We start from the raw sequence: 25,456 nt of genomic DNA, 5'->3' as shown, positions 1-25,456 counted from the left end.
CCCTACCGTTCGCCGCGCACGATCCGGCGCAGCTTGGGCACCCGCTGCGCCAGCTCGCGCTCGGCGCCGTGGCCGGTCGGGGTGTAGTAGTCGACGCCGACGAGTTCGTCCGGCGCGTACTGCTGCGCCAGCACGCCGTCGGGGTGGTCGTGCGGGTAGCGGTAGCCGACGGCGTTACCGAGCTTCTGGGCGCCGGCGTAGTGACCGTCGCGCAGATGCGCCGGCACCGACCCGGACCGGCCGGCCTTGACGTCGGCGATCGCGGCGCCGAGCGCGGCGGTCACCGCACCCGACTTGGGCGCGGTCGCGATGTGGATGGTGGCCTGCGCCAGGGCGAGCTGCGCCTCGGGCATGCCGACGAGCTGCACGACCTGCGCGGCCGCCGTCGCGGCCTGCAGCGCGGTGGGATCGGCCATGCCGACCTCCTCGCTGGCCTGGATCATCAGCCGCCGCGCGATGAACCGCGGGTCCTCCCCCGCGACGATCATCCGCGCGAGATAGTGCAGCGCCGCGTCGACGTCGGAGCCGCGCAGCGACTTGATGAACGCGCTCGCGACGTCGTAGTGCTGGTCGCCGTCGCGGTCGTAGCGCACCGCGGCCTTGTCGATGCTCGACTCGACGGTCGGCAGGTCGATCGTCGCGCCCGTACCGCCGCGGTCGAGCGCGGTCTCGGCCGCCGCCTCGAGCGCGGTCAGCGCGCGACGTGCATCTCCGCCCGCGAGGCGCACCAGGTGGTCGAGCGCGTCGTCGGTGATCTCCACACCGCCGCCGAGACCGCGTTCGTCGGTGCGGGCCCGCTCGAGCAGGGCCCGGATGTCGTCCGGGCCCAGCGGCTGCAGCTGCAGCACCAGCGAGCGGGAAAGCAGCGGGGCGACGACGGAGAACGACGGATTCTCGGTGGTGGCCGCCACGAGCAGCACGATCCGGTTCTCCACCGCGGCGAGCAGCGCGTCCTGCTGGGTCTTGGAGAAGCGGTGCACCTCGTCGATGAAGAGCACGGTCTGTTCACCGGCGCCCAGGCGGCGACGGGCCAGGTCGATCACGGCCCGCACGTCCTTGACGCCGGCCGACAGCGCGGACAGCGCCTCGAAGCGGCGGCCGGTGGCACCGGAGATGAGGGAGGCCAGGGTGGTCTTGCCGGTCCCCGGCGGGCCGTAGAGCACGACGGACGCGGCGCCGGAGCCCTCGACGAGGCGGCGCAGCGGCGCACCGGGGGCGAGCAGGTGCTGCTGGCCGACGACTTCGCTCAGGTCGGCCGGGCGCATCCGCGCGGCGAGCGGCGCGTTCGGTCCGGCACCGCGGGACGGGCGCGACGCCGGTGGTACGGGTGCGGGGTCGGGCTCGGTCGGGCGGGGGGTCTCGAACAGGGCGTCCGGTCCGGCTGGTTCCTCCGCTCCGAAGAAGGTGCTCACCCCACGACGCTACCGTCCCGGCCCGACGGCGGGTCGGGCCGACGGCGCGTGAACCGGCCGTGAACGTTCGGGACATTCCGTCGCGGTACTTGCTCATCGCGGGGGACGCTGGTCTGATCGTCCGGTGCCTCCCACCGAAACCCGTGTCGTGTCGCGACGGACCGCGCTGCGCGCGGGCGGCGTCGCCCTCGGCGCCGCGGCCCTGGCGGCCGTCTCCGTCTCCCCCGCCGCGGCGGAGAGCGTCGTGTTCGCGCACGGCGTGGCCTCCGGCGATCCCCTACCCGACCGGGTGATCCTGTGGACCCGCGTCACGCCCGCCCCGGACGCCGTGCCCGGTTCCGGCCTCGGCGCCGCGACGACGGTCCGCTGGGAGATCGCCACCGACGGCGACCTCCGCGACGTGGTGGCCTCGGGGTCCGTGACGACGTCCCCCGCGTCCGACCACACGGTCAAGATCGATGCGACGGGCCTCGAGCCGGACACCGCCTACTTCTACCGCTTCACCGCCGGCGACGCGGCCTCCCCGGTCGGCCGCACCCGCACCGCGCCCGGGCCGGGGTCCGAGCTGAACCGGCTACGGTTCGCGGTGGTGTCGTGCTCGAACTGGGAGGCCGGGTTCTTCGGCGTCTACCGGCACCTGGCGGCGCGCCCGGACCTCGACGCCGTCGTGCACCTCGGCGACTACCTGTACGAGTACGGCACGGGCGAATACGCCTCCGGCGGCAACCGGGTGGTGCGCCCGCACGACCCGCGGCACGAAATCGTCACCCTCGCCGACTACCGGATCCGGCACGGCCAGTACAAGAGCGATCCCGATCTGCAGCGGCTGCACGCGCTGCTGCCGTGGATCGTGGTGTGGGACGACCACGAGAGCGCCAACGACGCGTGGTCCGGCGGCGCCCAGAACCACGACCCCGCCGTCGAGGGAGCCTGGGCGGAGCGACGGGCCGCGGCCCTGCAGGCCTACCTGGAGTGGCAGCCCCTCCGGCCGGGCGGCACCGCCGACGCGCCCCGGCTGTACCGGCGGCTGCAGTTCGGGGACCTGGCCGAGCTGTCGATGCTGGATCTGCGCAGCTATCGCACCGAGCAGGTGCACGGGCGCCGCATCGACGACCCGGCGCGCACCATCACCGGCGCGGAGCAGATGGCGTGGCTGACCGCGGGCGTGACGAGTTCGGGCACGCGATGGCAGCTCATCGGGAACCCGGTGATGATCGCCCCGGTGCTGCTGCCGCCCCTGGACGAGCGGACCACGGCGGCGCTGACCGCAGTTGCGGGGCTCCCCGCGGCGGGGGCACCGTTCAACGTCGACCAGTGGGACGGCTATCCCGCCGACCGGCGACGGCTGCTCGACGCGATTCGTGCCTCCGGCCGCGACGTGGTGTTCCTCACCGGCGACATCCACTCGTCGTGGGCCGCCGACATCCCCGTCGACGCCGCGAACTACCCCGGCGCGGGCACCGTGGCCACCGAACTGGTGGTGCCGTCGGTGACCTCGGCGAATATCGACGAGATGCTGGGCGTCGCGCCCCGCACCGTCACCCCGTCGATCGAGGCGGCGGTGTTGGCGACGAACCACCACATCCGGTACGTCGAACTGGACTCGCACGGCTTCGGTGTCCTCGACGTGACACCCGACGCGGTGCAGATGGACTGGCTGTACGTGCTCGATCCGACCGACCCGGGCACCGGCGTGCGGTACGGCACGAGCCGGCGGGTCGCCGCCGGCACGCCGCGGCTGGAGCCGGCGGCCGCGCTCGATCCGGGTGCGCACGGCCGGCAGGCCCGGCCGTGACGCCACCCGCCGGAGCGATCGATCGGCGCACGATGCTCGCCGGCACGGCCGTGCTGGCCGGCGCGGCCCTGATCGGCACGGCTCCGGCCCTGATCGGCACGGCTCCGGCCCGGGCGGCGACGCCGTCGGCGCTGCTACCGGACGCGGACGTGCACGTCCTCGTCGTCGACGGGATGCGCCCGGACGAGCTCGCGCCGGGTCTCACGCCGCATCTGCTCGCGCTCGCCGACGCCGGCACCCGGTACACCGCGGCCCGGGCGATCTCGGTGGCCGAGACGCTGCCGAACCATGCGGCGATGATGACCGGTGTGCTGCCGCACCGCTCCGGCGTGCCCGCCAACTCGATCTTCGACCCGGTGCTCGGCCGCACCCGGGACCTCGACCGGCCGACCGACCTGCGCGCCGGGACGGTGCTCGACCGGCTGCCCCGCGAGCTGGGGCTGACGACCGCGAGCGTGCTGTCCAAGCGGTACCTGCACGGCCTGTTCGGCGGCCGCGCGTCGGTGGCGTGGGATCCGGTGCCGCTGCTGCCGCTCACCGAACACGCGCCGGATCGGTTCACGGTCGACGCGCTGATCTCCGTGGTGGAGGAGCGGTCGCCGCGGTTCACGTTCACCAATCTCGGCGACGTGGACCGCGTCGGGCACCTGGACGTGCTCGGCGCGTCGCTGCGGCTCGCGCGTACCGCGGCGCTGCGCTCGGCGGACGAGCAGGTGGCCCGGTTCGTGGAGTTCCTGCGCGCGACGGGACGGTGGGAACGGTCGGTGCTGATGGTGCTGGCCGACCACGGGATGGACTGGTCGGCGCCGGACCAGCTGATCGGCCTCGTCGACGTGCTCGGCGCCGACCCGCTGCTCGCCGGATCGGTGCGCACCGCCCAGAACGGCGGTGCGAACCTGCTGTACTGGGTCGGCGATCCGGCGGCCCGGGTGGACGCGGTGGCGCGGATGCGGGAGGTCGCCGCCGCCGTCCCGGGCGTGGCCGCACTGTACGCGGGTGCGGATCTGGGTCTCGGCGCCGCCGCGGGTGATCTGGTGGCGTTGTGCGACGCGGGGTGGCGGTTCTCCGATCCGAGCCCGTTGTCGAATCCGATTCCGGGCAATCACGGTCACGCCGCGACCGTCGAGATCCCGTTCTTCGTCGCCGGCGGGCATGCGAGTATCCGCCGCGGCCTCACCGTCGCCGACCCCGTGCGCACCCTCGACGTCGCCCCGACGGTCGCGGCGCTGTTCGGGTTGGCCGGGCCGGCGGGTGGCTGGGACGGCCGCGCGGCAACGCACGCCTTCGCCGGGTGAGCCCGATGCCTCCGCAGCCCTTCCGCCGGTCGCCGTCGCGCGTGACAATGGAAGTGCAGTAACCGTTTTCAACGGAGGAGGCAGTGATGACCACTGCACGCGACATCATGCACCGCGACGCGGTCTGCATCGGCGAACACGACACCCTCGAGACCGCGGCCCAGCGGATGCGGGAACTGGACATCGGCGCGTTGCCGATCTGCGGCGACGACGACCGGCTCCACGGCATCATCACCGACCGCGACATCGTGCTCGAGTGCGTCGCCGCGGGCGGCGACCCGAGTTCCATGACGGCCGGTGAGCTCGCCCAGGGCAAGCCCTACGTGGTCGACGCGGACGCGGACGTCGACCGGGTCCTGACGATGATGGAGGAACACCGCATCCGCAGGCTGCCGGTGGTCGAGGAGCATCGGCTGATCGGCATGATCAGCGAGGCCGACCTGGCCACGCATCTGCCCGAGTCGGAGGTGGGCCGGTTTGTCGAGGCCATCTGCGCACGTACCGCGCCGTAGGCGGGCCGGGCATACCGCGCGTGACGGCCCGGGCGTAGCGCGGTCAGTCGCCGACGCGCTGCTCGAGACGTTCGAGGACGTCTCGGGCATGCCCGGCGACGTCGTCGTGTCCGGTGTCGGCGGCGTAGTCGGCGAGCAGCGACCAGCGGCTGCGCAGCGCGTCGGACCACGGCACGGACAGGTGGTGGTCCCGCACCGCCGCGATGCGGGCATGGTCCTCGGGGACGAACAGGTAGGTGCTCAGCCACACCCACGCGAGCTGCGCGTCGAGCAGCCGCTCGGCGAGCACCTCGTCGAAGCCGAGCGAGGGCCACATGCCCACCACCTCGGCCCGCCACGCGTCGGCCATCGCGCGGGCCCGCTCGAGCGTGAGCGGCGCCTTGCACAGGCACGCCGGGAAGGAGGTCAGGGCGTAGGCGATGTCGAGGGTGGCGTCGCGGAAGCCGCCCCACTCGTAGTCGAGGAACTGCACGCCCTCGTCGCCGACGACGATGTTGTCCGGGCACAGGTCCGAGGGGCTGAAGGCCCGGAACCGGCCGGCGGTGAACAGCTTCGCGGCCCGCTCGGCGCGGTCGATCACGCTCTGCGGCACCTCGAGGCCGAACTCGGTGGCGAAGCGGTCGGGCACGACGCGCAGCGCGCCGGTGGCCTGCTCGACGACGGCGTCGGCGAAGTGCGCCACCTCGGCACGGCGCAGCAGGGCGGCGAAGTCCTCCTCGCGCCCGACGGTCGCGGCATGCATCCGGCCGAGGGCCTGGGCGAACGCCATGAGGGTGTTGGTGACGGTGTCGGTGTCGTCGCTGCGCAGCAGCGTGGCGATCGGGGTGGCGTCGCCGAGGTCGCTGAGCACCAGCAGCCGCGACTCGAAGTCGTAGGCCAGCAGTTCGGCGCCCGGCCGGTCGTCCTTGGCCAGGGCGGTGGCGAACTGGTAGGACACCGCCTCGCGCAGGAACGCGACCTCGTCGTCGGTGGCGGCGCCACGGAAGCCCACCCGCCGTTCGGCGCGCGGGGGCACCTGCTTGAGCACCAGGGTGCGCGGCAGGGAGAACGGGTTCGCCGCGACCCGCACGCGCAGAACCACCGAGCGGCCACTGCCGCCGAGATCCACCGGATCGGCCAAGGTCACGGGTGCGCCGGTGCGCCGGGTCAGCAGCTTTTCGGCCGCCTCCACCACTTCCGACATGGGCTCCGCCAATGTTGCAGTCATCGTCTGACAATCTACCCGGTTCGGGCGACGATCAGTTCGTGCACGAACCGCATCTTGACCAAAACGGGCGGGGGTAGCACGAACGGATACAGATCGGTGTGACCCATCGACCGGTTGACCATGTTCAGCGACCAGGCCAGCGGCAGCCAGCGCTCGAGGAGTTTGTCGAAGCCGGCCGGGCCGGGCTGGGGGCGGTCCAGGGCGGCGCCGGCGGGTGCGAACCCGAACCCGGCGGCGGTGTCCAGCGCGTCCCGCATGTGCAGATAGTGCGCGAACGTCTCGGCCCAGTCCTCGGCCGGATGCATCGTCGCGTACGAGGAGACGAACTCGTCCTCCCACCCGTCGGGTGCTCCCTCGGAGTAGTGCCGGTCCAGCGCCGCCTGGTAGTCCGCGTCGGGATCGCCGAACAGCGCCTCGAACCGGGCCCGCACGGCGGGGGTGGCGATCAGGACCATCTGGTAGTAGTGCCCGATCTCGTGCCGGAAGTGGCCCAGCAGGGTGCGGTACGGCTCGCCCATCTCGATCCGCAGCTGCTCACGGTGCACGTCGTCGCCCTCGGCGAGATCGAGGGAGATCACTCCCGACGCGTGTCCGGTGAGGACCTGCTCGTCGCGGCTCGACAGCAGGTCGAACGCGAGGCCGGTGTCCGGGTCGGTGTCGCGGCCGGTGAGCGGCAGGCCGAGTTCGGTGAGTTCGACGATCAGCCGGCGCTTGGCGGCCTCGGCGTCGGCGAACGCGGCCAGCGCGTCGGTGTCGTCGTCGGCCGGGCGGGTGCGGGTGAGCCGGCACGACCGGCACAGGCCGGGCTCGTCGCGGCCGACGATCCAGTTGCAGCGGGCCAGGTGCAGGTTGTCGCACAGCCGGTAGCGGCGGGCCGGCACCGCACCGGAGGCCGGACCGTCGGCGTCGTCCTCGGGCAGGATCGCGACCATCGAGACGGTGCCGAGGTCGAAGCCGATTGCGCTGCCGCAGCGCAGGCAGACCGAGTTCTCGAAGGTCAGTTGCTGCCCGCACATCGGGCACGAGAAGTCACGCATCGGCCGCTCCTGTCGGTTCGGGGTCGGTGCGGTCGCCGCCGGTGGGCGCGAGCGGAGCCACGTCGACGGACACGTCGATGGTGCTGTCCTTGGCTTCGGTGTAGATCACCCCGCGCAGCGGCGGCACGTCGGCGTAGTCGCGGCCCCACGCGACGGTGGTGTACCGCTCGTCCACGAACTGGTCGTTGGTCGGGTCGAAGGCGAGCCACGTGTCGCCGGGCAGCCACACCGCCGCCCAGGCGTGCGTCGCGTCGACGCCCACCATGCGTTCGCGTCCGGGGGGCGGATCGGTGGCGAGGTAGCCGGACACGTAGCGGGCGGCGAGGCCGTGCGCGCGCAGGCAGGCGAGGGCCAGGCGCGCGAAGTCCTGGCACACGCCGGAGCGCGCGACCAGGACCTCGGCGACGCGCGTGGACACCGACGTCGATCCGGAGTGGTAGGCGAAGTCGGTGAAGATGCGGTGGGTGAGTTCGGCGATCGCCTCGACCAGCGGCCGGCCCGGAGGGAAGGTGGGCGCGGCGTAGGCGAGTACCTCGGCGTCGACCTCGGGCGGGTCGAGGTCCAGAACGAAGTCGGTGGCCAGGGCGCCGGCCGTGCCGACCGGCCGCGCCGACTCCCACGGCGCGACGGCGGGACCGGCGACCAGCCGCGCCGGATCCGGCGGGGTCACCGTCACCTCGGACTCCGCGGTGACGACGAGCGTGTCGTGGGGCTCGGCGACGTGGAAGTAGACGTCGCGGTTGCCCCACAGGTCCGCCCCCACCGACGTGTCGGCCGGGGCGGGGTCGACGGTGACGCTGCTCGAGACGACCCGCTGGTTGTCGGTGTCGCGGGGCAGCAGGTAGCCGCGGCCGTACGAGGAGGTCACCACGCCGGAGTACCGGTAGGTGGTGCGATGCACGATGCGGTACCGGCGCCGGGCGGGGTCGAGCGGATCGGTCACGGCAGGGTCCTCCGCTGGGCGCCGCCCCACAGCGGCCGGGTGCCGCCGGGCAGCGACAGCGGCCCGCGCAGCAGCTGCTCGGCCAGCTGCTCGAGTCCGGTGTGGACGGCCGCGAGGAGATCGGCGAGCTCGCGGCGGACGCCGTCGGTGGCGGTCTCGAGGTCGACCGGGTCCACCCGGCGCAGCCGGGTCAGCAGCTCGTCGGCGAGGCGTTCGGGCCGGGTCGAGCCGGAGGCGTCGGGCAGCGCCCGCAAGTTCTCGCGCAGGCGTTCGAGCACCCACGCCAGCGAGCGGGGGTTGGTGGTGTCGAGCAGCAACAGCTGCGCGACGGCGGCCGGGCGCACCCGGTGGTTGCGGCGGCGGTAGGTCACCGAGCTCTCCGCGGCGCCGAGCACCGTCTCCATCAGCGCCCGGTCGGTGGCGGCGTCGCGGGCGACGGTGAGGGTGGTCGCCAGCAGGGTGGTCAGCGACAGCGCCCGCTCGATCCGCTTGCCGAGGTCCATCACGTGCCAGCCCAGGTCACGGACCATCGATTCGGCCCCGAGCCCGGACAGGGCGAGCATCCCGGCGAGGACGGCGGACTGGGTGGCGCCGAGCAGGGAGCCGTCGTCGTCGGGGTCCTCGGTGAGCGCGTCGAGGGCGCGCTGGACGTCGGCGAGCACGGCCCACGTGTCGTTGGAGAGCTGGTCGCGCACGGCCCGGGCCGCCTGGTCGAGTCCGGCGAACGATTGGGCGAGCGAGCCGAGCCGTTCCGGATCGACGGTCATGGAGCGGAATTCCGCTGTGGCGGAGTGGTAGTCGTCCATGACGTCGGCACCGGTGTGCTGCGCCGCGATCGCCGGTCCGGGGGCCGCGGCGGTGAGCGCCGACAGCAGCACGGGCAGGCACTCGCTGCCCGGCAGCCAGGGCCGGAAGCGGTAGTCCTGGTAGCGCTCGCGGACCGCGACGAGCAGGCGGGCGGTGTCCTCGGCACGCTCGCCGTAGCGGCCCAGCCAGAACAGGTCGTTGAGCACCCGAGGCGAGGCGACGACGTCGACGGGGGGCACGGCGAAGGTGGACACCTCGTCCCCGGCCGGAACGCCTGTCGCGCCGGTGGTGGCCGTGGGCGCGGCGGTGCGCACCCACACGTCCTTGGCGACGACGCGCATCGGCGGCCGCGTGCGCGGCGTCGCGCCCGGGACGACGATCTCGCCGAGCCCACCGGGCATGGGGGTGAATCCGACCCGCTGGGCGACGGTGAACAGTCGGACGCCGACCGGCGCGGCACCGAGCCCGCCGGAGATTCCGGACAGCGACGGGACGTACGAGTGGTCGGGAATCTCCTGGCCGACCCACCGCCCCGGCTGCGCTCGCACCTGGGCGAGCAGACCCTCGCGCTGCTGCGCGTCTAGGCTGCCGACCATCACCGACCGGGCGGTGACCGCCGACCGCAGCACCAGCTGCTCGAACCTCTCCGTCAGCGCCGCGACCCCGGCCGGGGTGCCGCCCCAGTATGCGGGGACCGGCTCGAGCAGCAGGTCCTCGTCGAGCAGGGCCCGGCACAGCGACGGCAGGAACTCCGCCAGGGCCGGATTCTCGAGCACCCCGCTGCCGAGGGTGTTGACGACGGTGACGGCGCCGCGCCGCACCACCTCCACGAGCCCGACCACGCCGAGCCGCGAGTCCGGCCGCAGGTCGAGCGGGTCCGCGTAGGCGGCGTCGACGCGGCGTAGCACGACGTCGACGCGGGTGAGCGAGCCGAGCGAGCGCATCCACAACCGGCCCTCGCGCACCACCAGGTCGGCGGCCTCGACCAGCGGGAACCCGAGGACGCCCGCGATGTGGGCCTGATCGAAGGCGGTCTCCGAGTGTGCGCCCGGGCCGAGGACGACCACCACCGGGTCCTCCGCGCCGGCGGGTGCGGCCTCGCGCAGCGCGAGGCGCATCGCCTCGACGAACGGCGACAGCGGCCGTGGGTTCGTCGCCTGGTACAGGTCGGGCATGGCGCGTGCCGTCACCCGCCGGTCTGCGAGGGCGTACCCGGCGCCGGACGGGGCCTGGGTGTGGTCCCGCACCACCCGGAACCGGCCGTCGCGGGCACGGGCGACGTCGATTGCGTGGACGAACAGCTGGTGCGGCCCGGGGAGCGAGAGCCCGTGCGCGGCCCGCACGTAGCCGCGATGGCCGAACACCAGTTGCGGGGGCAGCAGTCCCTCCCGGAGCGTGCGCATCGGCCCGTACAGGTCGGCGAGCAGCGTGTCGAGCAGCCGTGAGCGCTGCAGCAGACCCTGCTCGAGGGTGCTCCAATCGTCGGCGGAGAGGACGAACGGCACCCCGTCGAGTTCCCACCGGTGCGGCGCGGCCGGACCGGTCTCCTCGGTGCGGGCGTCGACGGGGGTGTAGGTGATGCCGTGGTTGTCGACGAGCCGGCGCAGCCGCTGCCGGTAGCGGGCCAGCGCCTGGGGGCCACGTGCCTGCAGGCCCTCCGCCAGTTCGGCCCAGTGCTCGCGGACGTCGCCCGCGGGGTCGAAGAGTTCGTCGAATTCCGGTCCGCGGTGGGCGTACCGCGCCCGCAGCGACTGTGTGGCGACCATGTCGGTCATGCCGTTGCCGCCCTCTCCGTCCGTCCGGCGCCTGCTGTCACTGTGCCAGGCCGTGCCCCGCCGTGCGCCCCCGCCGTGCGCGCTGCCCTCTGACACCGCGGCGGCGCCGGCCCGTGACACCGCGGCGGCGCCGGCCCGTGACACCGCGGCGGCGCCGGCCCGTGGGCAGGCGCCGCCGACGAGGTCCTGTCGGTGCCCTACTTCTCGGCCTTCTTCGGCTCCGGCTTGAAGTCGATCCCGGACTCCTTGCGCTGCTCGGGGGTGATCGGCGCCGGAGCGTCGGTCAGCGGGTCGACACCGCCGCCGGACTTCGGGAACGCGATGACCTCGCGGATCGAGTCCGCGCCGGCGAGCAGGGCGGTGATGCGGTCCCACCCGAAGGCGATGCCGCCGTGCGGCGGAGCGCCGTACTTGAATGCCTCGAGCAGGAAGCCGAACTTCTCGTTCGCCTCCTCCTCGGAGATGCCCATCACCTTGAACACGCGCTGCTGGATGTCGGTGCGGTGGATTCGGATCGAGCCGCCGCCGATCTCGTGACCGTTGCACACGATGTCGTAGGCGTAGGCGAGGGCCGAGCCGGGATCGGTGTCGAACGTGTCGAGGTGCTCGGGCATCGGCGAGGTGAAGGCGTGGTGCACCGCCGTCCATGCGGAGCTGCCGAGCGCGACGTCGCCGGAGGCGGTGGCGTCGGCGGCCGGCTCGAACAGCGGGGCGTCGACGACCCACACGAACTTCCAGTCGTCGGGATCGATGAGATCGAGCTTGCGGGCGATCTCGCCGCGAGCGGCACCGAGCAGCGCGCGCATGGGCTTGGTGGCGCCGGCGGCGAAGAAGATGCAGTCCCCGGGCTGGGCGCCGACGTGCTTGGCCAGGCCCTCGCGCTCGGCGTCGGTGAGGTTCTTCGCGACCGGTCCGGACAGCTCCCCGTCCTCGCCGACCAGCACGTACGCCAAGCCCTTCGCGCCGCGCTGCTTGGCCCACTCCTGCCAGGCGTCGAGCTGGCGCCGCGGCTGGCTCGCGCCGCCGGGCATGACGACCGCGCCGACGTACTCGGCCTGGAACACCCGGAAGGTGGTGTCCTTGAAGAACTCCCGGCACTCGACGAGCTCGAGGCCGAAACGCAGGTCGGGCTTGTCGGAGCCGTAGCGGCGCATCGCGTCGGCGTAGGTCATGCGCGGGATCGGGGTGGTCAGCTCGTGCCCGACCAGGCGCCACAGCGCGTGCAGGATCTCCTCGGCGAGCAGGATCACGTCGTCCTGGCTCACGAACGCCATCTCGATGTCGAGCTGGGTGAACTCCGGCTGCCGGTCGGCGCGGAAGTCCTCGTCGCGGTAGCAGCGGGCGATCTGGTAGTACCGCTCGATGCCGCCGGCCATCAGCAACTGCTTGAACAGCTGCGGCGACTGCGGCAGTGCGTAGAAGCTGCCGGGCTGCAGCCGCGCCGGCACCACGAAGTCGCGGGCGCCCTCCGGGGTGGAGCGGGTCAGCGTCGGGGTCTCGACCTCCACGAAGCTGTGGTGGGCGAGCACGCCGCGGGCGGCGGCGTTGACCTTGCTGCGCAGCCGGATCGCCTTGCCCGGGCCCTCGCGGCGCAGGTCCAGGTAGCGGTACTTCAGGCGGGCTTCCTCGCCGACCTGGTCGTCGAGCTGGAACGGCAGCGGCGCGGCCTCGTTGAGAACCTCGAGCGTCGAGGCGTTGACCTCGACGGCGCCGGTGGGGATGTCGAAGTTCTGGTTGCCCTCCGGCCGGACCTCGACCACTCCGACGACCTTGATGCAGTACTCGGCGCGCAGACGGTGTGCCTGCTCGAGGACCGCGCCCTCACGGAAGACGACCTGCGACACACCCGACGCGTCGCGCAGGTCGATGAAGATCACCCCGCCGTGGTCGCGGCGCCGGGCCACCCAGCCGGTGAGGGTGACGGTCTGCTCGGCGTGCTCGGCTCGCAACGAGCCGGCGAGATGGGTGCGCAGCACGGAATTCCTTTCGAAACAACCTAACGAGGGACGTCGTCGTTGCAATCCTACGAAAGACACACATCCGCCGAGGACACCCGTACCCGATCGGCCGTGCCAAGCTGAACCGATCGGTCCCCCTGCGACGAGGAAGTGAAGGCGGCGATGACGTTCAACGAGGGTGCTCGGATGGAGGGCGGCCGCATCCAGGTCGGCGGCGGAGGCGGACCGGGCGGGAAGATCGCGATCGGCGGTGGCGCCGGCGGCCTGCTGGTGCTGATCCTGGCACTGCTGCTCGGAGGTGATCCCGGCTCGCTCCTCGGCAGCGGCGCCCCGGAGCAGTCCGGGCAGTACGGCTCGGGCACCCTGGAGGGCTGTGAGACCGGGGCGGACGCCAACGCGAGCGTCGACTGCCGCGTCCAGTTCACCGTCGGCAGCCTCGACGCGGTGTGGGAACAGCAGCTCGGGCCGCAGACCGGCGTCGAGTACGTCCGGCCCGCGGTCGTGCTGTTCTCCGGTGCGGTCGCGACGGGCTGCGGCAACGCCACGAGCGACGTCGGACCGTTCTACTGCCCGGCCGACCGGACCGCGTACTTCGACACCAGCTTCTTCCAGGACCTGGTCACCCGGTTCGGCGCCAACGCCGGCCCGCTCGCGCAGGAGTACGTCGTCGCGCACGAGGTGGGTCACCACCTGCAGAACCAGCTCGGGGACCTCGGCCGCGCGCAGGCCGATCCGCGCGGTGCCGACTCCGGGGCCGTCCGCACCGAGCTGCAGGCCGACTGCTATGCCGGGGCGTGGGCGTACCACGCCGACAAGCAGCCGGATCCGAACACCGGGGAGCCGTTCCTGCAGCCCCTCACCCAGCAGGACATCCGCGACGCGCTGTCGGCGGCGTCCGCCGTCGGCGACGACCGGATCCAGGCTTCCGCCGGCGGGCGGGTGAACCCCGAGGGCTGGACGCACGGGTCGTCCGACCAGCGGCAGAAGTGGTTCCTCGCCGGGTACACCACCGGGCAGATCGCGGCGTGCGACACGTACACGGCGCGAGATCTGGACAACCCGCCGGCGCTGCGCTGACCCCGCCGCCCACCACGGGGAATCCACTCCCGAAACGCGGTGCGCGTGCCATGCTCGAGGGGTCCGCACCGGTACGAGGTGACCTGCCGTGGAATGGTACGACGCCGACGGGTATTCGCTGGGACGGCTGCTGTGCACGCGCGCGCTGGCCCTGGTGTACCTCGTCGCGTTCCTGGTGGCGCTCAACCAGTTCCGGGCGCTGCTCGGGAGCACCGGCCTGACGCCGATCCCCCGCTTCCTGAAGGCGACGTCGTTCGGCCGGGCCCCGAGCGTGTTCCACCTGCGCTACTCGGACCGTCTCTTCGCGGCGGTCGCCGGTCTCGGCGCGGTCCTGGCCGCCGCCACCGCGCTCGGGGTGACGGACCGGCTGCCGCTGATCGCGTCGATGCTCGTCTGGTTCCTGCTGTGGCTGCTGTACTTGTCGATCGTCAACGTCGGACAGGTCTGGTACTCGTTCGGCTGGGAATCGTTGCTGCTCGAAACCGGCTTCCTGGCGATCTTCCTCGGCAACGCGGACACCGCCCCGCCACTGCTCGTCCTGATCCTGCTGCGCTGGCTGCTGTTCCGGCTCGAGTTCGGGGCGGGCCTGATCAAGATGCGCGGCGACCGGTGCTGGCGGGATCTGACGTGCCTGTACTACCACCACGAGACCCAGCCGATGCCGGGCCCGCTGAGCTGGTACTTCCACCACCTGCCCAGGCCCCTGCACCGGGTCGAGGTGGCCGGGAACCACGTCACCCAGCTCGTGGTGCCCTTCTTCCTGTTCGCGCCGCAGCCGATCGCGGGGATCGCGGCGTCGATCATGATCGTCACCCAGTTGTGGCTGGTGGTCAGCGGCAACTTCTCCTGGCTGAACTGGCTGGCGATCGTGCTGGGCCTGTCGGTGATCCCGGACAGCTGGTGGGAGCGTCTGCTGCCGCTCGAACCCGGTCCGGGGTACGGGACGACGCCGACGGTGTTCGTGGCGGTGGTCGTGGCGCTGACCGGGACGGTCGCGGTGCTCAGCTACCTGCCGGTGCGGAACATGCTCTCCCACCGGCAGGCGATGAACGCCTCGTTCAACCGGTGGCACTTCGTCAACACCTACGGCGCGTTCGGCAGCATCACCCGGCACCGGCACGAGGTGATCGTCGAGGGCACCTCCGATCGGGAGGTGGGCCCCGGCACCGTGTGGCGCGAGTACGAGTTCAAGGGCAAGCCCGGCGACGTGCGCCGCCGGCCCCGCCAGTACGCGCCGTATCACCTGCGGCTGGACTGGCTGATGTGGTTCGCCGCGCTGTCCCCCGACTACGCGCGCTCCTGGTTCGGGCGACTGCTCGAAAAGCTGCTGACCAACGACGAGCACGTGACGGCACTGCTGCGGCGTAACCCGTTCCCCGACGCGCCGCCCCGCTGGGTGCGGGCGCGGTACTTCAGCTACCGGTACACCACGTGGCGCGAGCGCCGCGAGACCGGCGCGTGGTGGGTGCGCGAGTACATCACCGACTACATGCGGCCGGTGGCCCTGGCCGAACGCGACGCCGAATGAGGTCCCCGGAGCGGGCGGCGCTTTCGAAAATTCAATCTCGCGTTATCTCACCTTTATCGAACATCAACGTCGGGTAAAGAATGAGATCGACCGGGCGACCGGTATCCGGGACCCGGACAGGAAAAGGGGGCCTGCGTCCTCAACCCGCAGGCCCCCTCTATTTCCCCCGGATCAGCTGAGGTTCATGTCCTCGGCGGAACCGGAGAAGAAGTCGAACGCGCCGAAGAGGTCGGCGATTGCTCCGAAGAAGTCGGCCAACGTTCCAAAGTCCATGCTGGAGCTCCATTTCTGATCTTGTACATACCGTACCGGTGCCGTGCACCGAACCCAATTGTTACCAAACGCGCCGGGTCCCGCAATTCGAGCGCGGACCCGGCTGCCGCACGCGGTAGGGGAAATCGGGTTCGCGAAATTCTCAGCACTCCGCGCATGCAATTCGCTGGCGCGCACGGTCGGCGCGATCGCGCCTGAAGGGCCGGGTCAGCGACGCGGCGGGCCGCCGACCGCCGCGACGCCCAGCTCCGCGAGGCCGTCGACGATCCCCCCGGCGAACTCGTCGACGTCCGGGACGAGATCGGCATCGGCGACGACGTCGACGTTCAGCCGGCCCGCGTAGGACAGCACGCCGACGGCGACACCGACGTTGCCCTGCACCACGCCGACCTGGAACAGCTCGCGCACGCGGGCACCCGCGAAGTACAGCGGCACGGGCGGGCCGACCAGATTGCTGACGAACAGATTGACCAGCCGTTGGCGCCGCATCACCTGCACCGTCCACCGCTGGAGCAGCCGTCCCCCGGGCTGCAGCGGCGGCTCCCGCTTGAGCCGCGCGGTCTCGCGGGCGACGGCCGCGACCCGGGCGGCCACCGACCCGGGCCCCACCGGCAGGGGCACGAGCAGGATCCCGACCCGGTTCCCCGGGCTCCGGTCGTCGGCGGTGCGCAGCGACGCCGCCACCGACGCCTTCAGGATCAGGTCCGGGTCGAGTTCGCCGCGCGCCGCGAGGAGCCGCCGCGCGCCGGCGGCCACGGCGGCGAGCACGACGTCGTTGACCGTCGCACCGTGCGCGTGTGCGACGCGCCTGACCTCGGCGAGGTCGCAGCGCACCAGGCTCAGCCGGCGGTGCGGCCCGACGGGACCGTCGAACGACACCCGCAGGGCCCGGCCCTGCCGGGCGAGCGAGCGCAGCTGCCGCACCCGCAGGGCGGCACGTCGCGCCGCCACCGTCGGCCGCACTGCCCGGAGCCACCGCCACGCAGCCCCGGGCCGGCGGTGCAGGTTGTCGCGGACGAGCGCACGCACGGAGGGTGGCGGAACCGGGGTGGGCACGGGACGGGGGTCCTCGTCGGGCGTGGTCGCGGCAGTGTCGAGCAGGGCGCCGAACAGTTCGAGGGCGGCGATGCCGTCGGCGACCACGTGGTGGAGCCGCAGCAGCAGCGCGATCGTCCCGTCGTCCCGGTGCGTGAGCAGCCACATCTCCCACAGCGGCCGGGACCGGTCGAGGCGTGGTTCGTCGAGTTCCGCGCAGGTGCGCAACAGGGTGGCCTCGTCGCCGGGAGCGGGCAGGGCGCGGGTCCGCACGTGGCACGAGATGTCGAAGTGCGGGTCGTCGACCCACACGGGCGGTCCGGCACCCGGCGGCGGGCGGTGCAGCCGCTGGCGCAGTCGGGGCGCGCGGCGGGTGCGCCGCGCGACGTGCTCGCGGATCGCCGCCAGCCGGAGGCGTCCGGCCGCATCGCGCAGCGGCGCTCCGTCCAGGACGGCGAGCGCGGCCACGTGCATGGGCACCCCGCGGTCCTCGACGCGCAGGTTCCCTACGTCGAGCGGGCTCAGCCGCTCGAATCGGGGCCGGTCGTCCGTCATGGTGCCCGTCCTGCCGTCGGCAACGCCCGGGCGGCGCGGCGACGGAACGTTCAGCGCCCGCCGGGGCGTCTCGGCGGCACCTTCGTCGCCAGTACCGCGGCCTGGGTGCGGCGTTCGACCCCGAGCTTGGCCAGGAGCCGCGACACGTAATTCTTCACCGTTTTCTCGGCCAGGAACATCCGTTCGGCGATCTGACGGTTGGTCAGCCCCTCCCCGAGCAGCGCGAGCAGGGTCCGTTCCTGATCGGTCAGGTTCGCATACGGTCCGCCGTCGTTACTGGTGTCGGCGCGCAGCTTCGCCATCAGCGTGGTCGCGGCGCGGCTGTCGAGCAGGGACTTGCCTGCCCCGACGTCCCGCACGGCCTGGATCAGCTCGGTGCCGCGGATGTCCTTGAGCGCGTAGCCGCTCGCGCCGGCGAGTATCGCGTCGAGCATCGCCTGCTCGTCGGTGAACGAGGTCAGCATCAGGCAGCGCAGTCGCGGCATCTGCGAGAGCAGTTCCCGGCACAGCTCGATGCCGTTGCCGTCGGGGAGCCGGACGTCGAGCACGGCGACGTCGGGTTCTACGGCAGGTACCCGCACGAGAGCCTCGCCGTACGACGACGCCTCCCCCGCGATCGTCAGTTCGGGATCCGTGGTGAGCAGGTCCGCGATGCCACGGCGGACGACCTCGTGGTCGTCGACGAGAAAGACCTTGACCATGCGCCAGCCTCCAATCCCCGGTCAGCACGGTACCGCACGGTGTGCCGGCTCACGGTCGGCTCGGGGACTGGATTGTCAACCGCGCTCGCCGGGCCACCACGGCAGCGTGGCACGACGCCCGCTGATGTGCTCGACGTCGATGACGAGGAGGGGATCCTCCGTGCCGATGCCCCACGGCAGGCCGCCGGCGCCGTCGAATCCGCGGAGACCGTCCGTCCCGCGCGCGAGCCGGGCGCGGCCGATCGCGACCACGCTCCACCCCGACCGGGTCGGCGCCTCGAGTTGTTCGGCATGGAAGGCGAGCAGACTGCCGTCGAAACGCTCGAACCACCCGTCGTCGCCGGTGGGAACGACGATCTCGCCGTTCGGCGCCGCGAAGGCCACCGGGTGCACCGCGGGCAACGCCCCGTCGGTGTAGACCAGACGGCCGGTCGGCACCGACCGCAGCAACGCCATGCACCGACCCGGCGCGAGCGGAGCTTCCGGACCCGTCGTCATCCTGGGCTTTCCCTCCTGCAAAGACATCTCCGCACTCCACCCTCGCCCGTCGAGGCGGCCCGCGGCAGGGTCCAAAGTCGTCACCACCGGGGCGCAAGTCACCGCGCCGGGGGTGACCCACGGATTACCCTCGGCACAATGGGAAAAACCGGGCCTTTCGAAGCGGCCCGGCACGCGGCGTACGGGACGTAATCCACCGAAGGGGTGAGCGATGGCCGCCGACGAGGAAACGTTGCTCGCGGGGACGCTCTCGCAGCTGCGACTGAGGGAACTGCTCGCGGAGGTCCAGGACCGCATCGACCAGGTGATCGTCGCGCGCGATCAGATCGACGGTCTGCTCGAGGCCGTGCTCACGGTCGCGTCCGGGCTCGAGCTCGAGGCGACGCTCGAGCGCATCGTGCACGCCGCGATCGAGCTCGTGGACTGCCGCTACGGCGCCCTGGGCGTCCTCAACCGCCGCGGGGACGGATTGCAGAACTTCGTGTACGAGGGCATAGACGCAGACACCCGCGCGCTGATCGGCGACCTCCCCACCGGCCACGGACTGCTCGGACTGCTGATCGAACAGCCGAAACCGATCCGCCTCGACAATCTGGCCCAGCACGTGGCCTCGTCCGGCTTCCCGGCCCACCACCCGCCCATGCGGACCTTCCTGGGTGTCCCGGTCCGGGTGCACGGTGAGGCGTTCGGCAACCTCTACCTCACCGAGAAGGCCAATGGTCAGTCGTTCACCGAGGACGACGAGGTGATCGTGCAGGCCCTCGCGGCCGCGGCGGGCATCGCGGTGGACAATGCGCGCCTGTTCGAGGAGGCCCGGCTGCGGCAGCGCTGGCAGGAGGCCACGAGCGAGATCCGCGCCGAGCTGCTCGCCGACACCGACCCGGAGGAGGTGCTCGGCCTGATCGCCCGACGCGCGCTGGCCCTGTCGGAGGCGGACCACGTGCAGATCGCCCAACCCGAGGATCCCGACGTGCCGCCGGAGGAGGTCGCGGCCCTGATCGTCACCGCATACGCCGGTTCGGACCCGTCCGGGTTCGGGGGCAAGCGGATCCGGGTCGAAGGGACCGCGACCGGAACCGTGTACCGGTGCGGTGAGCCTCTGCAGGTCACGGAGTTCGACGGTGACGGCGACCGGCACGGGCCGGCGCTGCTGCTGCCGCTGCGCGCGTCGACCGACACCATTTCGGGGGTGCTGTCGGTCATTCGCGATCCGGGGCGGGAGCCGTTCGACGACCGTCAGCTCTTCCTCGCCACCTCCTTCACCGATCAGGCGGCGCTCGCGCTGAAGCTGGCCGACGACCAGCGACGGCTCAACTCTCTGACCGTGCTCGCCGACCGGGACCGCATCGCGCGGGACCTGCACGATCACGTCATTCAGCGGCTGTTCGCCCACGGCCTGAACCTGCAGAGCACCCACGCCCGCACCCGGGCGCCGGAGATCCGCGGGCGCCTGGCGGACATGATCGACGACGTGCAGAGCATCATCACCGACGTGCGCACCGCGATCTTCGACCTGCACGGCGGGATGGAGGGCACCCGGCAACTGCGGCAGGCCCTGCACGACATCGTCGCCGAACACACCGCCGACGTCGGCTTGCGCACCGTCGTGCGCATGTCCGGGCCGCTCAACGTGGTCACCGGGCCCCTCGCCGATCACGCCGAGGCGGTGCTGCGGGAGGCGATGAGCAATGTGGTGCACCACTCCGGCGCGAACAACGTCACTGTCACCGTGTCGGTCGACGACTACCTCACCATCGACGTCACCGACAACGGCGTCGGCATTCCCGCCACCGTCGCGCGCAGCGGACTGCACAACCTCGCCTCCCGCGCCGAGGAGGTCGCGGGCACCTTCACCGCTACCGCGGTCGACACCGGCGGCACCCGCCTGCTCTGGTCGGCGCCGCTGCCCGAGGACTGAGCTCGCACCGCCCGCGGCGGACGGCTCCCGGCCCGGGCATCTCGCCGCGGGCGCGGCAGCGGGTCGCACCGACGCGGTGACCGGCCCGGTGTGGGAGGCGGCAACAATTGCTGCGGCGCTCCTCGTCGCCGTTTCCCTTCGCGGCCGTGCCGATCCGAATTCCGAAACGTCGTTTCTGTCCTTTCTCGGCCGGAAGTCGAGATTCTCCGGTATGCGCCGGATCGCCCGGCGCGGGGGCTATCATCGAATTCGGCAGAGGGAACCCGATGAACACGAACACGAGCGCACTGAGCGACCAGATTCGGGCCGTACACCAATTGGTGCGGACGCAACTGCAGATACTCGAAATTCGCCACGAGCGCAGCTCGCATCCGATGGCGAAGCAGCAAATTGCGGCGGACATTCGCTATTTGTCGGAACGATGCGACACCCTCGAACGAATTCTGCATTCGCACACGACATCCGCGAAGTCGTCGTCTCGGGCGGCGCGGCTGAGCGACTGCATCGCCACCATCGCCGGCTCGGCGGACAGGCGCAGCGTCGCCGCCCTCGAACACGTCCTCGCGGACCAGCTGGCCGACCGCGTCCGCACCCTCGAGTCCCTCGCGATCGCGCTCGGAGACCGGCCGCTGCAGCAGTGGGCACGCGGTATCCACGCCGTCGGCGCCGCCTGATTTCCCTCCCGTTCTCTTCCCACCTGCCCGGGACGCGTGCCAGGCTGGAGCCACGGTCCTGCCGAGCTGTTTCGGCCGTTCCGGTTGGAGGAGACGATGACGTCCACGCTGCCGCGCCGTGCCGGATCCGACCGTGGCGATGTCCCGGGCCGGCTGCTGACCATGGGCGTCGAGGAGGAGTTGCTGCTCGTCGACGCCGACTCCGGCCGGCCCCGGCTGAGCAACGCCGCCGTCGTGGCCGATGCCCGCGAGGCCGGGCTCGACCTCCAGCTCGAGCTGTCGCGCTGCCAGGTCGAGACCGCCACACCGGTCTGCACCCGGATCGACGACCTGCGGCAGGAACTGCGCGTCTCGCGCACGGTGGCGGCGGCGGCCGCCGCACGCGCCGGGGCCCGCCTGCTCGCGGCGGCAGTGCCCCCGTTCGACACCACCCCGCCCGGGGCGCTCACGGACGCCGCCCGGTACCGGCGGATGGCCGAGCACTTCGGGGTGGTGACCGATCAGGTGATCTGCGGCTGTCACGTCCACGTCGGGGTGCCCGATCGCGACGTCGCGGTGCAGGTCTGCAATCACCTGCGGCCCTGGCTGCCCGCCCTGCTCGCGCTCACGGCGAACTCGTCCGTCACCGCCGGCGCCGACACCGGTTACGCCAGCTGGCGTCACATCCAGTGGGGGCGCTGGGCCAGCGGGGGGCCGCCGCCCTTCTTCCGGTCCGCCCGGCACTACGACGACGTCGTCGCCATGATGCTCGACGCCGGCACCGTCCTCGACCCCGCGATGGTCTACTGGGACATCCGGCTCTCGCCGCACCTGCCCACCCTCGAGATCCGGGTCTGCGACGTGCCCGCCACGATCGAGGAGACCGTCACCGCCGCCACCCTCGTCCGCGGACTCGTGTCCACCGCGCTCACCGCCGTCCACCGCGGTGACCCGGCGCCCCGGCTCGAGGCCGACCGGCTGAAGGCCGCGTGCTGGCGCGCCGCGCGGGAGGGCATCGACGGCTACGGGATGGACCCGCTGACGCAACGGCCCGTCCCCGCCGCCCGGCTGCTGGGCTCGCTGCTCGAGCACGTGCGGCCCGGCCTCGAGGAGGCCGGCGACTTCCCGTCCGCGCGCGCGTCGGTGCGGCGGATCCTGCGCCGGGGCAACGGCGCGCGCCGTCAGCGGCGAGCGCTCGCGGCGTCCCGGAGCACGGCGGACTTCGTCGCGGAACTGGCCCGCATCACCGTCGAGGGGTGCGAGCCGGCCGCTCCCCCACCGACGGCCCGGTGATCACTCCTACTCGGTGATCGCCCCTACTCGGGGGGTGTGACGCCGATGTCCTCGTGCCACAGGTCCGGGTGCTCGGCGACGAACGTCGCCATCATGTCGATGCAGCGTCGATCGTTCAGCACCGTCACCTCGACCCCGTGCTCGGCGAGCCAGTCGTGGCCGCCGGTGAACGTGACGCTCTCCCCGATCACCACGGCGCCGATACCGAACTGCCGGATCAGGCCGCTGCAGTACCAGCAGGGCGACAACGTCGTCACCATGATCGTCGAGCGGTAGTCGCGCCGGCGGCCCGCGGCCCGGAAGGCGGCGGTCTCGGCGTGCAGCGACGGGTCCCCCTCCTGCACCCGCCGGTTGTGGCCGCGGCCGAGCAGCGTCCCGTCGGCGGCGAACAGGGCCGCGCCGATCGGGATGCCGCCCTCGGCGAGGCCGAGCCGGGCCTCCGCGAGCGCGACCTCGAGCATGGCAGCGGTGGTGGGGATGTCGAGCGGCCTGCGCGGCTCCGTCATGACGCCACCTCGAATCCCGTTCAGGCGAACGACTTGTGGATCTGCGCGCCGTAGCGGCGGATGATCTTCTGCTTGGCGGCGGTGTAGGCGTGGACGTCGTCCTGCAAGCCCTTGTTCTCGAGCGATCGGCGCGCCAACTCGCCGGCGATCACGTCGAGGAACAACTCGGCCAGCAGCAGTCGTGCCGCGTCCCGGAACCGGCCCCGGCCGTCCAGATACAGCTGCACGGTGGGGTCGCCGGTGTTGATGAGGATCGTTCGCTGCTCGGGGTCGTACACGGCGCGTCCACCGTCGTCCCCGAGATAGCGCAGGTCGTAGCCGACGAACATGTCCTCGCCGTGGTCGCGTGGCGGCCGTCGGTGTTCCTCCGGATGGGGCGGGGTGTGCGGGCGTGGCACATGGTGCGGCGACGGCGCGTTCTCGGCGATGACGATCTCGCACCACGCCCAGAACGCCCCGGACCGCACCATGATCTCGCCGCGCTCCCCGGCCGCCTCGCCGACGACCGTCCATTCCAGCCGCTGCACACCGGCCTTCTGCTCCACGGCAATCTCGGCGGGCCGGGGGTCGATCCGCATCGAGTCGGGCAGCGTGTACGTGATCGTCAGCCGGTCGTCGCCGGGCAGGCGCTCGGTGTCGACTTCCAGAGTGACGTGGAACCGATGGCCGGGCCTGCGGTAGTAGAAGGGCGTCGTGAATTCAAGGACGACCGACTTCCCCGTGCCGGTCGCGGTCGTCAGCGGTGCCGATGCCGGCGCCGGCCCGATCCCGAGATCCCGGATCGCCGACTCGCTCATCCGGTGCAGCAGCCGGTCGATCATGTGCGCGGTGTGCTCGGAGGTTATCGCGTGCTCGAGGTGTCTGAGCTGATCGCGTTCGGCCAGCACATATTCGGCGAGCCGAACGCTGACCGCATGCGAGAATGCGGCGACGAACCGGTCCTTGTGGTTCAGACCCTCACGCTCGTCGCTGATGATCGGCTCACCCTGCCCGAGCCGCTCGATCAGGGCCGCGCAGTGCACGGCGCCGAACAGGTACTCGGCGCCCACCTGGTTCTCGTACTCGAACATCTGACAGTCGAGCACGGCGAGGCCCGAGACGACGACGAGACCGTTCGTGCGCTCGTCCCCCGACATGGTCAGCTCGGCACCTTCGGCGCGCTTCAGGGTGAGGGTGAAGGTGTACTCGTCGCCGTCGAAGTCGAAGCTGCCGGGCGCGTCCGGACCTATCAGCACGAGTGCCGGGGGTTCGTCGAAGAGCACCCGGCCGCTGCGCTGGATCTCGTGCCGACCGGCGACGTGCACCACCTCCACGCTCCGCCGCGACAGCACCTCACGCAGGTAGACGTTGTCGGACAGCGCCTGCACCACGGTCTGGTACCGGGAGATGACCACGTGCGGGTTCTCCACGACCAACGTCACCCGGGTACCGTTCCCGGGGATGCCGAGGCGTTCGCGGTCGTCGTCGGAGACCGGCCGGTCGCCGCCGTGGTCGTCGTAGAGGTAGCCGCCGTTCTCGCCGCGGAAGAGGTCGATGCGGGTAAGCCGGCCGTCCTTGACGGTCTCGACCGTTCCGGCGCCGACACCGAACACGGCCTGCTTGAGGCCGCGCCCGAAGTAGCCCCGCCCATGGCCCTCGCCCCGCGACAGCGGGCTGTGGGCTGCCCCGTACGCCAGGATGCGGGCGGCCTGATCGAACGGCATCCCTTCGGCATGGTCTGTGACCTGCAGGACCGCGCCCGACTGGTGGCGCTCGTAGGTGATGTCGATGCGGCCGTTCGCCTGTGCGCGGCCATTGTCCAGCCGGGAGTAGCTGTCGTCACTGTTGGTGATCAGTTCGACGAGCGCCTTCTCGATCGAGGCGAAGCGCCGCGAATCGATCCCGATCACACGCTGGTCCACCGGAATGGGGGCGACTGCCATCGTTTCTGCCTTGTCTGTTCCGTCGGGCAGTCCTGAGGGTGGCTTCCCGAACTTGCCGCGATCGTACCGACGTTCGCGTCGATGCCGCGGCAATCGAAGTGCCCGGCGATGTCACCGCATTTCGTCGCATCCCGTCAACTCCAGGTACTCGTCCGGCAGTCGCCCGTCGGTGACGACCCCGCCGTCGGACCACGTGAACGTCAGCTCCGCGAAACCGGTGGCGGCCGCGTTCGGCTCGCCCTCGCGCGGGTAGTTGTATTCGACGTCGATGGAGTCGAACGCCGTTGCGACCACCGCCGGGTTCAGCGCGCATGGCGTGGCGGTGCCGACGTAGTCGCCGCGGTGGAACAACAGCAGGTGCGTCGGCGACGACCCCGTCGCCCCCACAATGCCGACCTGCGCGTAACTGAGGTCGCTGCAGCGGTTGTAGTTGCCGTTGTACGCCTGCAGCCACGTGGCATCGGGGATCTGCTGCGGCGGGGGTAGCTGCTCGATCACCGCGAACACCTCGGGTGCGCCGAGGTCGACGTCCGGGTCGCACGGCTGTTCGTCCACCGTCGTGGACACGGCGGCCCCGCCGATGGGTGCCTGACGGGAGGACGTCGCGGTGGTCGGTTCGGCCACCGGCTGCCCGTCCTGCGGCTGCGCGCACCCGGCCAGGATCGCCATCGCAAGGGCCGACACAAGGGTGACACCGGCTGTGCGACTCGGCATGGGGCTCCTCGGACTCTCGGGTGCGACGGCGGTCGCCGCGAC

General features: G+C 72.0%; 20 protein-coding genes. 8 read left to right on the top strand and 12 right to left on the bottom strand.

From position 1 onward, the window contains the following. Nucleotides 1-2: 2 nt before the first annotated feature. On the bottom strand, nucleotides 3-1,412 hold the full coding sequence (locus KZJ41_RS14085; RefSeq protein WP_006947018.1) for a replication-associated recombination protein A: 1,410 nt from the start codon (nucleotides 1,410-1,412) through the stop codon (nucleotides 3-5). A gap of 148 nt (nucleotides 1,413-1,560) precedes the next feature. Here KZJ41_RS14085 and KZJ41_RS14080 point away from each other — a divergent pair, with 148 nt between their 5' ends. The 3 genes from KZJ41_RS14080 (at nucleotide 1,561) to KZJ41_RS14070 (ending at nucleotide 5,014) form a co-directional block, all read left to right on the top strand. Then, nucleotides 1,561-3,207, top strand: coding sequence for an alkaline phosphatase (locus tag KZJ41_RS14080; RefSeq protein WP_185713471.1), 1,647 nt, complete (start codon nucleotides 1,561-1,563; stop codon nucleotides 3,205-3,207). After that, on the top strand, nucleotides 3,204-4,502 hold the full coding sequence (locus tag KZJ41_RS14075) for an alkaline phosphatase family protein (RefSeq protein WP_185712730.1): 1,299 nt from the start codon (nucleotides 3,204-3,206) through the stop codon (nucleotides 4,500-4,502). The genes KZJ41_RS14080 and KZJ41_RS14075 overlap by 4 nt, the downstream gene beginning before the upstream one ends. Before the next feature lie 86 nt (nucleotides 4,503-4,588). Continuing rightward, complete coding sequence (locus tag KZJ41_RS14070; RefSeq protein ID WP_006944843.1) at nucleotides 4,589-5,014, top strand: CBS domain-containing protein; 426 nt, start codon at nucleotides 4,589-4,591, stop codon at nucleotides 5,012-5,014. Nucleotides 5,015-5,057: 43 nt separating this feature from the next. On the opposite strand, the gene KZJ41_RS14065 is transcribed toward KZJ41_RS14070, so the two are convergent. The 5 genes from KZJ41_RS14065 to aspS all read right to left on the bottom strand — a co-directional run bounded on the left by KZJ41_RS14065 (nucleotide 5,058) and on the right by aspS (nucleotide 12,759). Next, a complete protein-coding gene (locus tag KZJ41_RS14065; protein ID WP_080688626.1) occupies nucleotides 5,058-6,197 on the bottom strand; it encodes a kinase in 1,140 nt (379 codons plus the stop codon). 35 nt (nucleotides 6,198-6,232) lie between these two features. Next, nucleotides 6,233-7,258: a putative zinc-binding metallopeptidase gene (locus KZJ41_RS14060; protein ID WP_006944841.1), complete on the bottom strand. Its 1,026-nt coding sequence runs from the start codon at nucleotides 7,256-7,258 to the stop codon at nucleotides 6,233-6,235. Then, nucleotides 7,251-8,201 (bottom strand): transglutaminase family protein, encoded by a 951-nt coding sequence (locus KZJ41_RS14055; RefSeq protein WP_006944840.1) that lies wholly within the window; start codon nucleotides 8,199-8,201, stop codon nucleotides 7,251-7,253. Before KZJ41_RS14055 ends, KZJ41_RS14060 begins: the two co-directional genes overlap by 8 nt. Next, the gene (locus tag KZJ41_RS14050; RefSeq protein WP_065922587.1) at nucleotides 8,198-10,783 is read right to left on the bottom strand and encodes a circularly permuted type 2 ATP-grasp protein; all 2,586 of its coding nucleotides are present in this window, start codon (nucleotides 10,781-10,783) and stop codon (nucleotides 8,198-8,200) included. Before KZJ41_RS14050 ends, KZJ41_RS14055 begins: the two co-directional genes overlap by 4 nt. A gap of 197 nt (nucleotides 10,784-10,980) precedes the next feature. Beyond that, nucleotides 10,981-12,759, bottom strand: a complete 1,779-nt coding sequence (aspS, locus tag KZJ41_RS14045) for an aspartate--tRNA ligase (protein WP_006930709.1) — start codon at nucleotides 12,757-12,759, stop codon at nucleotides 10,981-10,983. A 144-nt stretch (nucleotides 12,760-12,903) separates the two neighbouring features. On the opposite strand from aspS, the gene KZJ41_RS14040 reads away from it, so the two are divergent. Then, nucleotides 12,904-13,818 (top strand): neutral zinc metallopeptidase, encoded by a 915-nt coding sequence (locus KZJ41_RS14040; protein WP_006930708.1) that lies wholly within the window; start codon nucleotides 12,904-12,906, stop codon nucleotides 13,816-13,818. Nucleotides 13,819-13,906: 88 nt separating this feature from the next. Beyond that, nucleotides 13,907-15,346, top strand: a complete 1,440-nt coding sequence (locus KZJ41_RS14035) for a lipase maturation factor family protein (RefSeq protein ID WP_065922588.1) — start codon at nucleotides 13,907-13,909, stop codon at nucleotides 15,344-15,346. Between the two features lie 480 nt (nucleotides 15,347-15,826). On the opposite strand, the gene KZJ41_RS14030 is transcribed toward KZJ41_RS14035, so the two are convergent. The 3 genes from KZJ41_RS14030 to KZJ41_RS14020 all read right to left on the bottom strand — a co-directional run bounded on the left by KZJ41_RS14030 (nucleotide 15,827) and on the right by KZJ41_RS14020 (nucleotide 18,408). Beyond that, entirely contained in the window at nucleotides 15,827-17,209 is a 1,383-nt protein-coding gene (locus KZJ41_RS14030) for a wax ester/triacylglycerol synthase family O-acyltransferase (RefSeq protein ID WP_251550923.1), read from the bottom strand. Between the two features lie 50 nt (nucleotides 17,210-17,259). Next, nucleotides 17,260-17,910, bottom strand: a complete 651-nt coding sequence (locus KZJ41_RS14025; RefSeq protein ID WP_029543555.1) for a response regulator transcription factor — start codon at nucleotides 17,908-17,910, stop codon at nucleotides 17,260-17,262. Nucleotides 17,911-17,985: 75 nt separating this feature from the next. Beyond that, nucleotides 17,986-18,408, bottom strand: coding sequence for a pyridoxamine 5'-phosphate oxidase family protein (locus tag KZJ41_RS14020; protein WP_044475568.1), 423 nt, complete (start codon nucleotides 18,406-18,408; stop codon nucleotides 17,986-17,988). Between the two features lie 211 nt (nucleotides 18,409-18,619). Here KZJ41_RS14020 and KZJ41_RS14015 point away from each other — a divergent pair, with 211 nt between their 5' ends. From KZJ41_RS14015 to KZJ41_RS14005, 3 genes are all read left to right on the top strand, one after another. Beyond that, complete coding sequence (locus KZJ41_RS14015) at nucleotides 18,620-20,326, top strand: GAF domain-containing sensor histidine kinase (protein WP_006930700.1); 1,707 nt, start codon at nucleotides 18,620-18,622, stop codon at nucleotides 20,324-20,326. A 107-nt stretch (nucleotides 20,327-20,433) separates the two neighbouring features. Continuing rightward, nucleotides 20,434-21,000, top strand: a complete 567-nt coding sequence (locus KZJ41_RS14010; protein ID WP_235431208.1) for a hypothetical protein — start codon at nucleotides 20,434-20,436, stop codon at nucleotides 20,998-21,000. Between the two features lie 96 nt (nucleotides 21,001-21,096). Beyond that, on the top strand, nucleotides 21,097-22,272 hold the full coding sequence (locus tag KZJ41_RS14005; RefSeq protein ID WP_006930696.1) for a glutamate--cysteine ligase: 1,176 nt from the start codon (nucleotides 21,097-21,099) through the stop codon (nucleotides 22,270-22,272). Between the two features lie 23 nt (nucleotides 22,273-22,295). Here KZJ41_RS14005 and KZJ41_RS14000 read toward each other — a convergent pair whose 3' ends face one another. From KZJ41_RS14000 to KZJ41_RS13990, 3 genes are all read right to left on the bottom strand, one after another. Further along, complete coding sequence (locus tag KZJ41_RS14000) at nucleotides 22,296-22,733, bottom strand: nucleoside deaminase (protein ID WP_029543547.1); 438 nt, start codon at nucleotides 22,731-22,733, stop codon at nucleotides 22,296-22,298. A 65-nt stretch (nucleotides 22,734-22,798) separates the two neighbouring features. Beyond that, nucleotides 22,799-24,700 carry an ATP-binding protein gene (locus KZJ41_RS13995; protein WP_251550921.1) on the bottom strand — a complete coding sequence of 634 codons (1,902 nt, stop codon included), beginning with the start codon at nucleotides 24,698-24,700 and terminating at the stop codon, nucleotides 22,799-22,801. A 111-nt stretch (nucleotides 24,701-24,811) separates the two neighbouring features. Further along, nucleotides 24,812-25,414 (bottom strand): LppP/LprE family lipoprotein, encoded by a 603-nt coding sequence (locus KZJ41_RS13990; RefSeq protein ID WP_006930691.1) that lies wholly within the window; start codon nucleotides 25,412-25,414, stop codon nucleotides 24,812-24,814. Between the last annotated feature and the right edge of the window lie 42 nt (nucleotides 25,415-25,456).

It is taken from the genome of Rhodococcus sp. 11-3, assembly GCF_023704055.1.
In the GTDB taxonomy this organism is placed as follows: Bacteria; Actinomycetota; Actinomycetes; order Mycobacteriales; family Mycobacteriaceae; genus Rhodococcus; species Rhodococcus aetherivorans.
This window is presented reverse-complemented; position numbering and strand designations above follow the sequence as displayed.

Excerpts from the sequence above, each read along its gene's own strand:
- KZJ41_RS14000 (WP_029543547.1), bottom strand. The coding sequence starts at position 22,733 with ATGCTCGAGGTCGCGCTCGCGGAGGCCCGGCTCGGCCTCGCCGAGGGC.
- KZJ41_RS14025 (WP_029543555.1), bottom strand. The coding sequence starts at position 17,910 with ATGGTCAAGGTCTTTCTCGTCGACGACCACGAGGTCGTCCGCCGTGGC.
- KZJ41_RS14030 (WP_251550923.1), bottom strand. The coding sequence starts at position 17,209 with ATGACGGACGACCGGCCCCGATTCGAGCGGCTGAGCCCGCTCGACGTA.
- KZJ41_RS14050 (WP_065922587.1), bottom strand. The coding sequence starts at position 10,783 with ATGACCGACATGGTCGCCACACAGTCGCTGCGGGCGCGGTACGCCCAC.
- KZJ41_RS14005 (WP_006930696.1), top strand. The coding sequence starts at position 21,097 with ATGACGTCCACGCTGCCGCGCCGTGCCGGATCCGACCGTGGCGATGTC.
- KZJ41_RS14070 (WP_006944843.1), top strand. The coding sequence starts at position 4,589 with ATGACCACTGCACGCGACATCATGCACCGCGACGCGGTCTGCATCGGC.
- KZJ41_RS14015 (WP_006930700.1), top strand. The coding sequence starts at position 18,620 with ATGGCCGCCGACGAGGAAACGTTGCTCGCGGGGACGCTCTCGCAGCTG.
- KZJ41_RS13995 (WP_251550921.1), bottom strand. The coding sequence starts at position 24,700 with ATGGCAGTCGCCCCCATTCCGGTGGACCAGCGTGTGATCGGGATCGAT.
- KZJ41_RS14060 (WP_006944841.1), bottom strand. The coding sequence starts at position 7,258 with ATGCGTGACTTCTCGTGCCCGATGTGCGGGCAGCAACTGACCTTCGAG.
- KZJ41_RS14020 (WP_044475568.1), bottom strand. The coding sequence starts at position 18,408 with ATGACGACGGGTCCGGAAGCTCCGCTCGCGCCGGGTCGGTGCATGGCG.
- KZJ41_RS14065 (WP_080688626.1), bottom strand. The coding sequence starts at position 6,197 with ATGTCGGAAGTGGTGGAGGCGGCCGAAAAGCTGCTGACCCGGCGCACC.
- KZJ41_RS14040 (WP_006930708.1), top strand. The coding sequence starts at position 12,904 with ATGACGTTCAACGAGGGTGCTCGGATGGAGGGCGGCCGCATCCAGGTC.
- KZJ41_RS13990 (WP_006930691.1), bottom strand. The coding sequence starts at position 25,414 with ATGCCGAGTCGCACAGCCGGTGTCACCCTTGTGTCGGCCCTTGCGATG.